The organism is Halarcobacter sp., from assembly GCF_963675975.1.
In the GTDB taxonomy this organism is placed as follows: domain Bacteria; phylum Campylobacterota; class Campylobacteria; order Campylobacterales; family Arcobacteraceae; genus Halarcobacter.
Map to the genome: position 1 here is coordinate 129,363 of NZ_OY780939.1, position 11,464 is coordinate 140,826.

The window sequence follows — 11,464 nt, forward strand, 5'->3', positions numbered from 1 at the left end:
AAATGAGTACAATAGAAGTAACATCACCATATGATGATAGCGTAGTAGGAACAGTTCCATTTAGTACAAACGAAGAAGTACAAGCTGCTATAGATTTAGCACATGCAACTTTCTTAGATCATAAAAACCACTTACCAAAGTATAAAAGAGTTGCTATCTTAGAAAAAGTTGCTGAAATTATGTCTTCACAAGTTGAAGAATTAACTAGACTTTGTGCATCTGAAGGTGGTAAACCTTGGATTGATTCTGAGGTTGAAGTTTACAGAGCTATCAATGGTGTTAAGCTTGCAATTGAAGCTTTAGGTTCATTAGAAGGTAAAGAGGTTGCTATGGGTCACACTGCTTCTTCTGCTAACAGAATGGCTTATACTTTCAAAGAACCTATTGGGGTTGTTGCTGCAATCTCTGCTTTTAACCACCCTTTTAACTTAGCTATTCACCAAGTTATCCCTGCTATTGCTGTTGGGTGTCCTGTGGTTATTAAACCTGCAACTCAAACTCCTATGTCTGCTATTAGATTAGTAGAAATCTTAGAAGAAGCTGGTCTTCCTAAAGGTTGGGCTCAAGCTGTTGTTTGTGACAGAACTGGTGGGGAATTATTAGCTACATCTCCTAAAGTTAGTTTCTTAACTTTCATTGGTTCTGGTGCTGTTGGTTGGTATTTAAATTCTAAAGTTTCTAATGGTACTAGAGTTGCTTTAGAGCATGGTGGGGTTGCTCCTGTTATTGTTGAGCCTGATGCGGATATTGATGCTATGATTCCTGATTTAGGTAAAGGTGGTTTCTACCATGCTGGTCAAGTTTGTGTTTCTGTTCAAAGAGTTTATGTTCACGAATCTATTGTTGACGAGGTAGCTTCTAAGCTTTCTGATTATGCTTCTAAGTTAGTTGTTGGTAATCAATTAGACCCTAAAACTGAAGTTGGTCCTTTAATTAACAACAATGAAGTTAACAGAGTTGAAGAGTGGGTTAACGAAGCTGTTGAGAAAGGTGCTAAAGTTTTAACTGGTGGTAAGAGAATCTCTAATTCTTGTTATGAGCCTACTGTTCTTTTAAATCCTGCTGACGATGCTTTAGTTTCTACTAAAGAGGTATTTGGTCCTGTTGTTTGTGTTTATTCTTATTCTGACATGGAAGAGGCTATTGACAGAGCTAACTCTTTAGAGGTTTCTTTTCAAGCTGCTGTATTCACTAAGAACATTGACAAAGCTTTAAGAGCTGTTAAGAGAATCAACGGTACTACTGTAATGGTTAACGACCACACTGCGTTTAGAGTTGACTGGATGCCGTTTGGTGGTGCTAAGGCTTCTGGTCTTGGTGTTGGTGGTATTCACGACTCTATGGAAGAAATGACTAACGAAAAACTTCTTGTTATCAAGTCTCCTGTTTTATAATACTTTGTAAAGGAGGAATCCCCTCCTTTACACCCTTCTATTAGTAATACTTATACTTAACTTAAGCCCACTTATATTATTATTTTGGTATAAGCATCTATTCAAAACTTAACAATTAAATAATTTAGGAAAACTATGAACTTACATGAGTATCAAGCAAAAAATTTATTTAGAAAATATGATATACCAACTACTAAAGGTAAACTGCTAACTCATCCTTCTCAACTTGATGATATATTAAGAAAACTTGGTGGAGACAGATGGGTAATTAAAGCCCAAGTTCACGCTGGAGGAAGAGGAAAAGCTGGAGGAGTTGTAGTAGTTGACTCAAAAGCTGAAGCAAATGAAGAGGTAAGAAGACTTTTAGGAAGTAACTTAGTTACTTACCAAACAAATAAAGATGGACAACCTGTAAACTCTATTTATGTTGAACAACCTTGTGATATTATTGATGAAATCTATTTAGCATTTGTTGTAGATAGAACAACACAAAGAATTATGATAATTACTTCAAGTGAAGGTGGGGTTGAGATTGAAGAGGTTGCAGAAAAAACTCCTGAAAAAATATTAAGAAATCCTATCAATCCAGTTGTTGGAATTATGCCAGCACAATGTAGACAAATCTGTGATGACTTAGGTTTAGATAAAACTCTAAGTGCACAAATGATTGATTTGATGCAAAAAATTTATAAAATGTTTGTAAAAAATGACCTTTCATTAATAGAAGTAAATCCACTTGTTGTTACAAAGCAAGGAACAATTTTATGTCTTGACGGGAAAGTTGTAGTTGATAACTCAGCACTTTACAGACAGCCAAAAATTAATGAAATCAGAGATGAAACTCAAGAAGATGCAAAAGAATTAAAAGCTGAAAAACTAGACTTAAACTATGTTACCCTAGATGGAAACATTGCTTGTATGGTAAATGGTGCCGGTTTAGCTATGGCAACTATGGATTTAATCAAAACACATGGTGGAGAGCCAGCTAACTTCTTAGATGTTGGTGGAAGTGTAAATGAAAAAAGAGTTATTGAAGCCTTTGAAATAATTTTATCAGATGAAAAAGTAAATGGTATTTTAGTAAATATCTTTGGTGGTATTGTAAGATGTGACATCATAGCTTCAGGTATTATTGAAGCAGCTAGAAAGATGAATCTATCTATTCCAATTGTTGTAAGACTTGAAGGTACAAATGCAAAAGAGGGATTAGAATTGATTAGACAATCAGATGTATCTGTTTACGAAGAAGCTGATTTAGATAAAGCAGCGCAAAAAATTATTGAACTTACACAAGGAGCTAACTAATGGCAATTTTAATTGATAAAAATACGAAAGTGTTAGTTCAAGGTTTAACAGGAGCACAAGCAAGTTTCCATACACAAAGAGCTATCGCATATGGAACAAATGTAGTAAGTGGTGTAGTTCCAGGTAAACGAGGTCAAAGACATTTAGATTTACCAATTTACAATACAGTTGAGTGTGCAAAAAGATTAACAGGAGCAAATGCTTCAATTATATATGTTCCAGCTCCATTTTGTAAAGATGCAATTATTGAAGCTAGTGAAAATGGTATTGAAACTATTGTTTGTATAACAGAAGGTATTCCAACTATTGATATGCTTGATGTAAAAGCTGCTGTTGATTTAAATGGTTCAAGACTAATAGGACCAAACTGCCCAGGTATCATAACACCAGACCAATGTAAGATGGGAATTATGCCAGAATCAATTCATATGGCAGGAAGTGTTGGAATTGTATCAAGATCAGGAACATTAACTTATGAAGCTGTAAACCAATCAACTCTTGCAGGATTTGGACAAAGTACTTGTGTAGGAATTGGTGGAGATCCAGTTCCTGGTTCAGACTTTATTGATATGTTAAAAATGTTTGAAGAGGATGAAGATACAAAAGCTATCGTTATGATTGGTGAAATTGGTGGGGCAAAAGAGGAAGCTGCTGCTGAATTTATCAAACATCATGTAACAAAACCTGTTGTTTCTTATATTGCAGGAGTTACTGCACCTAAGGGTAAAAGAATGGGTCACGCAGGAGCAATCATAGATGGGGGAAAAGGAACTGCACAGGAAAAATATTCAGCACTTGAAAGAGCTGGAGTTTGTACAGTTAGAACAATCACTTCAATAGCAGATGCACTAAAAGAGGTACATCCATAAACTAAAAAGAAACAGGAGTAATTATAGAAAGATAAGAAGCTTTCTTTGAACTTCTGTTTTCTATCTTGTGGGGGATTTCAGGATTAAATCTTATTGAGTCCCCTTTTTTAAGTTCAAACTCTTTGTTATTTAATGTAACTACAATCTCACCTTCAAGAACATAATCACACTCTTCTCCACCTTTTGTATGGGGTATTAGATCCTCAGTGATTCTATTTGGCTCCATATTTACTTGTAATAATTCTATATCACCTTGTAAGTCAGGTACTAAAAGTTCACATGTATATAAAGGGTCAGGAAAAGATATTTTCTTTCTTTCATCTTTTCTTACTACATAAGATTTTTCATTTTCAATATTTTCTAAAGTATTAACTTGAGGTTCTTCAGTATTGTTAGTAAATAGATGAGCTAAAGTTACATCTAATACTTTTGCTATTTTTCTTAGGGTTTCAACTGAACCTTGTGTTGAGCCTTTTTCAAGTTGAGATAACATTCCAAAAGAGATTCCTGCTTCACTTGCAAGTTGTTTTGCAGCCATATTTTTTGCTACTCTTAAACTCTTAATTTTTTTACCTACTTCAAACTCTTCTTCTAACACTTTATTTAACCTTAGTATTTCTTTTTAGTATACCTAAATATAATTGAAATTATAAATTTTGACTTTAAAATCATTATATATTTTAATAAGCTTAAATTATATAATCCAATTTAAGAGGAAAAATTCCCCTTAAATTTTCTAGTAACTTAAAGTAGTAAAATCACTATTTAATAATTGTTTTGCAACCTCTTGTGGTTTAGCAACTGTAATACCATCTAATAAAACAGATTTATCTAAGTTTGCATTTGGAAGATATAAAGGGCAAACTTCAACTTTTGCTCCACTTTTAATAAGACCTTGTAACAACATTTTTGGTGATTTGTTTTTAGGCTTTAAAAGAGGACTCTCTTTCCCTTTTACAGCTAAATCTCCTGCACTTGAACATAAAGTGATATTTACAGCTTTTTCTTGTTTTATTGTCATCATTGATAAAACCATAGCCATCATTTGAGTTTGTGCATCGCTTGCTGTTAAAACAACATTTAATCCCTTGTTATCTTCTGCTAAGGCATTTGAAGAGAAAAGAAATAAACCTAAAGTTACAACTGATAAAAACTTTTTCATTAAGTTTCCTTTTTGATTTGTTTTAATCAATTACATGCATGAAAGGATTATATGGAATAAAAACTTAGATAAAAATTTAATTTTAAAGCTATATTTTTATCTATACAAAACTATATTAAATTTAACCTTGCTAACATCAAAACTAAAGTAAAATACAAATCTAAATTTAATAAATATTGAGATAACAATGGAACTTACAAAAGAACAACTAAACAAATTTAATGAAGATGGATTTTTAATCATAAAAAACTTTGCCCCAAAAGATTTATGCGACAAAATTTTAGAAAAAGCAAAAGTCCATTTAGAAAAAAAACAAGCACCAATTGAGAGTGAACAAGAGTATATGCAGTTAGATGATGAAAAGATAACTGTAAGAAGATTAAGACAAGTTTATGACAGAGAAGAGATTTTCAAAGAGTGGATGACAAACTCTGAAATAAGACCTATGTTAAAACAAGTTTTAAATGATACTCCTGTACTAACTCTAGCTCACCACAACTCAATAATGACTAAACTACCTCACGAAAGTACAAGAACTTTTTGGCATCAAGATAGAAGATATTGGAATTTTGAAAATGATGATTTAGTTTCTGTATGGTTAGCTTTAGATGATGAGTTTTTAGAAAATGGTTTACTGGAGTTTATTCCAGGAACTCATAAAATCAATTTTGAAAAAAGCTCATTTGATGAAGACTCAAACTTTGTAGATGAAAATGAATTTAATCAAGAGATTATAAAAAATAGAGTTCACCAAAATCTAGAAAAAGGTGATATTGTTTTATTTCACTGTAAAACACTTCACCATGCAAGTAAAAATGCCACAGATAATGCAAAAATCTCTTTTGTATACACAGTAAGAGCTTTAGGAAATAAACCTTTAAAAAACACAAGAAGTGACTTCAAGGAAGTTGTACTTGAGTGCTAATATTACAAATTTATTAGAAGAGAAAACATCCCTATCAAAAAAAGTTATTGAAAACATAATCAATCTTCTTGATGAGGGGTGTACAATCCCTTTTATTGCTAGATATAGAAAAGAGTTCACTAATAGTGCAACAGATGAAGAGTTAAGAATTTTTGAAGATGTTTACTCATATTCAAAAAAACTACTTCAAAGAAAAAACGAGATTTTAGAACTTCTAAAAGAGAAAAACTTTTTAAATGAAAAAGTTGAAAAGAGTTTAAATGAAGCTACAACTTTACAAGCTGTAGAAGATATCTATACACCTTTTAAAGATAAAAAATCATCTAGAACATCTCTTGCTATTGAAAATGGTTTAGAGCCACTTGCAAATATAATCCAATCAATGAAATATGAAGAGAATGAAGTTTTACAAAAAGCTAAAAACTTTACAAATAAAGATGTTAAATCTGTTGATGAAGCTATACAAGGAGCAAAAGATATTATTGCTCAAAGATATGCAGATGATTTTAAATCAAAAGAGGTCTTAAGAAACCTTATTTCTAATTGGGGAACAATAGAGATAAAAGAGGCAAAAGAGTTTAAAAAAGATGGAGTTTATAGTAATTTTGTAGGACAAAATGAGAAAATCAAATATATCAAACCCCATAGAGTTTTAGCTATTTTAAGAGCAGTAAATGAAAAAGAGTTATCAATAAAAGTTGATATTGATGAGAAACATATTTTAGAAAATATCAAAAAATATAAAATACCCTCTTGGGCAAAATCATCAAGCTCTTTTGTTTTTGAAGCTTATAAAGATGGCTTAAAAAGATTACTTCTTCCAAGTTTAAAAAGAGAAGCAATAGCTAACCTAAAAGAGAAAGCTTCAAAAGAAGCTATTGAGCTTTTTGGAAAAAACCTAAAAGAGTTACTTCTTACTGCTCCACTTGTTAATCACATAATCTTAGGAATTGACCCAGGTTATAAAACTGGATGTAAAGTTGCAGTTATTGATGAAAATGGTGAGTATTTAGATTCAAATGTTATTTATCCAACTAAACCAAAAGAGGATATAAAAACCTCATCAAAAACTATTTTAGAACTTATAAAAAAGTATAATGTAACTTCAATAGCAATTGGAAATGGTACAGCATCGAGAGAGACTGCAAGTTTTATCTCAAACCTAATAAAAGAAAACAATCTTAATATAAACTATGCAATAGTTAGTGAAATAGGTGCAAGTGTTTATTCTGCTTCAAAAATAGCAACACAAGAGTATCCAAACCTTGATGTTACAATTAGAGGAGCTATTTCTATTGCAAGTAGATTAAGAGACCCAATGGCAGCTCTTGTTAAGATAGATCCAAAATCACTTGGGATTGGTCAATACCAACACGATGTAAACCAAAAAGAGTTAAGTTTGAAGCTTGAAAACATAACAATAGATTTAGTAAATAAAGTTGGAGTTGATATTAACTCTGCTTCTTTTAAACTTCTTTCTTTTGTATCAGGGATTACAGAAACTTTAGCAAAAAATATTGTAGAACATAGAAAAAAATTAGGAGTATTCACTTCTAAAAAACAACTTCTAGATGTAAAAGGTGTTGGAGCAAAAGCTTATGAACAAAGTGTAGGATTCCTTAGAATCAAAAAAGGTGATTCTATTTTAGATAATACAGCTATTCACCCTGAAGATTATGATTTAGTAAAAAGGTTAGAAAAAACTTGTGATATAAAAGCTGTAGAAAAAAACCAATATCAAACCTTAGCAAACACTCTAAACACTTCACTTATAAAGATAGAAGATATTGTAAATGAACTTCAAAAACCAGGTTTTGATATAAGAGAAAACTTCAACCAAGTAAGATTTGCAAGTGATATAACTAAAATAGAGGATTTAAAAGAAGGCTACACTCTTTCAGGAATAGTTAGAAATATAACAGACTTTGGAGCTTTTGTAGATATAGGACTTAAAAATGATGCCCTACTTCATATCTCACAAATCTCTAATAAAAGAATTTCACACCCAAGTGAGGTTTTAAGTATAAATCAAAATCTTGAAAATATAAAAGTTGTAAGTGTTGATTTAGAAAAACAAAGAGTAGGCTTGAGCTTAAAATAAGCCTACTTTTAAATCACATAGTTTACATTTAGAGGAAGCTCAATACAAAACTTTGCACCCTCTTTTGTATTCTCTACATATAATAAACCACTTAATCTATTAACTACAATATCATATGCAGAATAAAGCCCTATTCCTGTTCCTTGGCTTTGGTGTTTTGTTGTGAAGTATGGATTAAAGATTTTATCTTTTATCTCCTCTTTTATTCCTCCACCATTATCTTCTATTGAGATTAAAACTGTGTACTCTTTTTTTCGAAGTTCATATTTAACCCATCGATTTTTTTCTACATTTTGTACTAATATATCTTTGGCATTATTAAATATAGAGATTAATACTTGTAATAAATCTCCTAATACAAGTCTAAAGTGAAGTTTTCCACTCTCTATTACTCCCTCTTTTATCTCAATGTTTTCCATTGCAAAAGATGACTCAACCATTTTTATTGCCATTTTAAGTCTATCTTGAATAACAATCTCTTTTTCTCTATGACTCTCTTTTATATAATCTCTAAACTCATCTATTGTATTTGATAGATATTTTGATTGCTCAACTATACTTTTTGTATATTCTTCAAAATCAGTATCTTCTAAGATATTGTATTCTTTTTTTATCATCATACCAGTTGCTGCTGTTGAGATTACATTTAGAGGCTGTCTCCATTGATGGGCAATATTTCCTATAAGTTCACCCATTTGAGACATTTTTAGTTGCTCATAGATTTGTCTTTCTTTATCTACATTTGCTTTTGTTGCAGCATTTATTTCATCTTTTAGATTTTTATTTAAATCTTCTAGTTGAAATTTTTGCTCTTTTAATTGTTCATTTCTTTTTTTTAACTTTTCAACATTTAAACAAGAGTTTATACTAATATTCAGTCTTTTTTCTAAGCTTTTTAAAACTGAAATATTAAAATCCAAATCTTTATTTTTATCATAGAAAAAAACAAAACAACCTCTTGTTAGTTTGTAAAATAGTATATTAATATCATCATTGTATTTGGTTTTTACAACATACTCTTTTTCTAACTTCTCTTTTATCTCATCTAGGTTTGAAGTTATTCTTTTACCAACACATATAAACTCTTCATATTCATCTTTTGTTTTTTTAAAAAATGCACCTTTTATAGCATCAGTTTCTTTTACAAAAGTGATAATAAAATCTTTAAGCATCTCCTCAAGATTTAAACTATTTCCAATAGAGTTTACACACCTATACGAGATTGCCAAATTACCTAAAGACATAACCCACCCATAACACAACTTTTATTTAAAAAATTAATATAACTCTTACCTTTATTAGCTATCTCACCCACACTAATAACACCTAAAATATATTTAGTTGAAGTCTTTTCCAAGATTACATCAATTTGTTTATCATATACTTCATCTAGAAATCCTAATCTAGAAACACAGTCAAATACCATTAAAAATTCACTCTCACTTTTTGTAGCTTCTTTACTTGCTAAATATGCAGCATTTATCAAAGCTTCTTTTTTCCCTTTTAAAACATTTATTATACTATTTTCTTCTATTAAGGTAGCTAATTCTAACTCACCCTTTTCACTTATAGATATTGGATCTCTGATTATAAAATCATTATTATGTTTTATAACACCAATTGGATACTTTTTAAGATACAACATAAAATTATCTTTTGTGATTTTTATATCGTTTTCTTTTTCTAAGCACTCTTTATAAACTTCAAATGCGCTTCTATAGTCTAACTCTTGAATCTTTCTATTTTCACTTTTTGTTACAATGAAGGGACCATCTAAAACATCCCAACCTTGACTTACACCTATATCAATCTTTTTATCTAAATATATAAGTAATGCGGCATTATTAAAATAGCCATTTTTATTAAAAAATGAGTAAGTATCCCTTGATTCTAAACTTCCAGCTCCACCACCAAATATATTTGTATCTACATTTATATATTCATATATTTTCTCTAAAAAACTTACTGTTTGTTTCGAATAACCATCAAGAATTGAGATTATGGACTGAGTATTAGAAAAGTTTTCTTCGCAGAGTGTGTGGTTTTTCATATTTTCAATAAACTCAAGTTTTATAGAAGGTTTTATCTGTAAAACTATAATTCCCTCATCATAAAGTTTATTTTTATAAATTATCTTTGGAAAAATAGCTCCATAAAAATCTACTTTTAAATCTTTTAAATCTTCAACTTGAATATTTGTTTTATTTGTTGTAAAAATAACTAACTTCTTTTTCACATCATAACTATGTCTTAAAAATTCTTCTTTAGAATTATAAAAAGCTATTTTTACATACATATTTGATCCTTAAATAAAAAATAAATTTTTGAAGATATAGTATTAAAGCATTCTAATAAATTATAATTTTTTATTTCATCTTTTAAGTTTAACTATATTACTAGTTTAAAGTTTTAATTCTAATTTTAATTATCAAGAAAAAGATTGATTAGAGAAATAAAAGGTAGGCTTGAGTTTGAAAGTTATTGGCTACTCTTTTTTAAATAAAAGTAGCCAAAAGATTTAGTTTTTATATGCGATTACATCAACTTCAACTAAAACATTTTTAGGAAGTGTTTTTACAGCTACAGTTGCTCTTGCTGGAGCTGTTTCAGCTTTAAAATACTCTGCATAAACTTCATTAAATGCAACAAAATTATCCATATCTGATAAATAACAAGTTGTTTTTAAAACATTATCAAAAGATGAGTTTGCTTCTTTTAATACTTCTGCAAGGTTTTCCATAACTTTTACAGTTTGCTCTTTGATTCCACCTTCTACTACTTCCATTGTTTCTGGATTCAATGGAATTTGTCCTGATAAAAATACTAATTTTTCAAATGATGTACCTTGGTTGTATGGTCCAATTGCTGCTGGAGCTTTTGGTGTTGATATAATTTCTTTCATATTAATCCTTTATATATTTAAAAATTTATTATACTGCCTTCTAACTTTTAATCTCTTGGGAAAAACAGCTCAAAATCTCTTTTTATGTGAGTTAAAGTTTCTTGGTTTGCTCTTATAAAGCCTTCTTCTTTTAATGCAGCTTTTACAATAGCTTTAGAATAATCAAGTACATTCTCATCATTTAAGTATTCATCTACATCTACCCATTTGGCATCTTCTATCTCTTGGGTATCTTTTATATTTATCTCATGAGTTAGAGGTTTTGCCAAACATAAAACATATAGATTTGATTTATGAAATTGGTGAGGATAAAAATGCCCTAAAGAGATAACTGATTTAAACTCAACTTTTATACCTGTTTCTTCAAATACTTCTCTGCAAGCTGCTGTAGTTATCATCTCTTTATCATCTATATGACCACCTGGTATTTTATAACCAATTCTTGAGATTCTTTCTTTTATAACAAGTAATTCATTTTTTTCATTTATTGCAACAACCCCTACTCCTAAAGTATGATTTGCAGCTGTTGGAACTATTGCATTCTCTTTTAGTCTTTTTACTAGTAATATATAATCTTCCCCACATGAGTGAAAAAAGAACCCTTTTTTTGTGGCACTTGATATAAAATCTGATTTTTCTATATTTATATAAATCCAAATTAGATTTCTTGTATCTTTTGTCTTTTCAATTAAAATATCTAAATTTTCATCAAACTTATTAAAACTATTAGGTAAGTCTTTATACTCTATTGTTATTCCATTGTATGGGTCTAATATAGTTTTAAACCCTGCTATCTCTTCTACCAT

At 30.0% G+C, this 11,464-nt stretch carries 11 protein-coding genes; 5 read left to right on the plus strand and 6 right to left on the minus strand.

Going from position 1 to position 11,464, the window contains the following annotated elements; translation table 11 throughout:
• Nucleotides 1-2: 2 nt before the first annotated feature.
• From ACKU3H_RS00595 to sucD, 3 genes are all read left to right on the plus strand, one after another.
• The gene (locus tag ACKU3H_RS00595; protein ID WP_320035035.1) at nucleotides 3-1,394 is read left to right on the plus strand and encodes an aldehyde dehydrogenase family protein; all 1,392 of its coding nucleotides are present in this window, start codon (nucleotides 3-5) and stop codon (nucleotides 1,392-1,394) included.
• 135 nt (nucleotides 1,395-1,529) lie between these two features.
• Complete coding sequence (sucC, locus tag ACKU3H_RS00600; protein ID WP_320035036.1) at nucleotides 1,530-2,699, plus strand: ADP-forming succinate--CoA ligase subunit beta; 1,170 nt, start codon at nucleotides 1,530-1,532, stop codon at nucleotides 2,697-2,699.
• Nucleotides 2,699-3,568 carry a succinate--CoA ligase subunit alpha gene (gene sucD / locus ACKU3H_RS00605; RefSeq protein ID WP_320035037.1) on the plus strand — a complete coding sequence of 290 codons (870 nt, stop codon included), beginning with the start codon at nucleotides 2,699-2,701 and terminating at the stop codon, nucleotides 3,566-3,568. Before sucC ends, sucD begins: the two co-directional genes overlap by 1 nt.
• Nucleotide 3,569: 1 nt before the next feature.
• Here sucD and ACKU3H_RS00610 read toward each other — a convergent pair whose 3' ends face one another.
• Both ACKU3H_RS00610 and ACKU3H_RS00615 read right to left on the minus strand, forming a co-directional pair.
• The gene (locus ACKU3H_RS00610; protein WP_320035038.1) at nucleotides 3,570-4,166 is read right to left on the minus strand and encodes a cupin domain-containing protein; all 597 of its coding nucleotides are present in this window, start codon (nucleotides 4,164-4,166) and stop codon (nucleotides 3,570-3,572) included.
• Nucleotides 4,167-4,304: 138 nt separating this feature from the next.
• Entirely contained in the window at nucleotides 4,305-4,730 is a 426-nt protein-coding gene (locus tag ACKU3H_RS00615) for a hypothetical protein (protein ID WP_320035039.1), read from the minus strand.
• 187 nt (nucleotides 4,731-4,917) lie between these two features.
• On the opposite strand from ACKU3H_RS00615, the gene ACKU3H_RS00620 reads away from it, so the two are divergent.
• Nucleotides 4,918-5,655: a phytanoyl-CoA dioxygenase family protein gene (locus ACKU3H_RS00620; RefSeq protein ID WP_320035040.1), complete on the plus strand. Its 738-nt coding sequence runs from the start codon at nucleotides 4,918-4,920 to the stop codon at nucleotides 5,653-5,655.
• Nucleotides 5,645-7,756: a helix-hairpin-helix domain-containing protein gene (locus tag ACKU3H_RS00625; protein WP_320035041.1), complete on the plus strand. Its 2,112-nt coding sequence runs from the start codon at nucleotides 5,645-5,647 to the stop codon at nucleotides 7,754-7,756. Before ACKU3H_RS00620 ends, ACKU3H_RS00625 begins: the two co-directional genes overlap by 11 nt.
• 8 nt (nucleotides 7,757-7,764) lie before the next feature.
• Here ACKU3H_RS00625 and ACKU3H_RS00630 read toward each other — a convergent pair whose 3' ends face one another.
• The 4 genes from ACKU3H_RS00630 to ACKU3H_RS00645 form a co-directional block, all read right to left on the minus strand.
• Nucleotides 7,765-9,000 carry a HAMP domain-containing sensor histidine kinase gene (locus ACKU3H_RS00630; RefSeq protein WP_320035042.1) on the minus strand — a complete coding sequence of 412 codons (1,236 nt, stop codon included), beginning with the start codon at nucleotides 8,998-9,000 and terminating at the stop codon, nucleotides 7,765-7,767.
• A complete protein-coding gene (locus ACKU3H_RS00635) occupies nucleotides 8,991-10,052 on the minus strand; it encodes an FIST C-terminal domain-containing protein (protein WP_320035043.1) in 1,062 nt (353 codons plus the stop codon). Before ACKU3H_RS00635 ends, ACKU3H_RS00630 begins: the two co-directional genes overlap by 10 nt.
• A gap of 222 nt (nucleotides 10,053-10,274) precedes the next feature.
• Nucleotides 10,275-10,658: a RidA family protein gene (locus ACKU3H_RS00640; RefSeq protein ID WP_320035044.1), complete on the minus strand. Its 384-nt coding sequence runs from the start codon at nucleotides 10,656-10,658 to the stop codon at nucleotides 10,275-10,277.
• Between the two features lie 47 nt (nucleotides 10,659-10,705).
• Nucleotides 10,706-11,464, minus strand: a complete 759-nt coding sequence (locus ACKU3H_RS00645; RefSeq protein WP_320035045.1) for an NUDIX domain-containing protein — start codon at nucleotides 11,462-11,464, stop codon at nucleotides 10,706-10,708.

What these genes read in the sequence shown, in the direction of transcription:
- sucC (WP_320035036.1), top strand. Translation starts at nt 1,530, where the DNA reads ATGAACTTACATGAGTATCAAGCAAAAAATTTATTTAGAAAATATGAT.
- sucD (WP_320035037.1), top strand. Translation starts at nt 2,699, where the DNA reads ATGGCAATTTTAATTGATAAAAATACGAAAGTGTTAGTTCAAGGTTTA.
- ACKU3H_RS00620 (WP_320035040.1), top strand. Translation starts at nt 4,918, where the DNA reads ATGGAACTTACAAAAGAACAACTAAACAAATTTAATGAAGATGGATTT.
- ACKU3H_RS00645 (WP_320035045.1), bottom strand. Translation starts at nt 11,464, where the DNA reads ATGGTAGAAGAGATAGCAGGGTTTAAAACTATATTAGACCCATACAAT.
- ACKU3H_RS00640 (WP_320035044.1), bottom strand. Translation starts at nt 10,658, where the DNA reads ATGAAAGAAATTATATCAACACCAAAAGCTCCAGCAGCAATTGGACCA.
- ACKU3H_RS00615 (WP_320035039.1), bottom strand. Translation starts at nt 4,730, where the DNA reads ATGAAAAAGTTTTTATCAGTTGTAACTTTAGGTTTATTTCTTTTCTCT.
- ACKU3H_RS00595 (WP_320035035.1), top strand. Translation starts at nt 3, where the DNA reads ATGAGTACAATAGAAGTAACATCACCATATGATGATAGCGTAGTAGGA.
- ACKU3H_RS00635 (WP_320035043.1), bottom strand. Translation starts at nt 10,052, where the DNA reads ATGTATGTAAAAATAGCTTTTTATAATTCTAAAGAAGAATTTTTAAGA.
- ACKU3H_RS00630 (WP_320035042.1), bottom strand. Translation starts at nt 9,000, where the DNA reads ATGTCTTTAGGTAATTTGGCAATCTCGTATAGGTGTGTAAACTCTATT.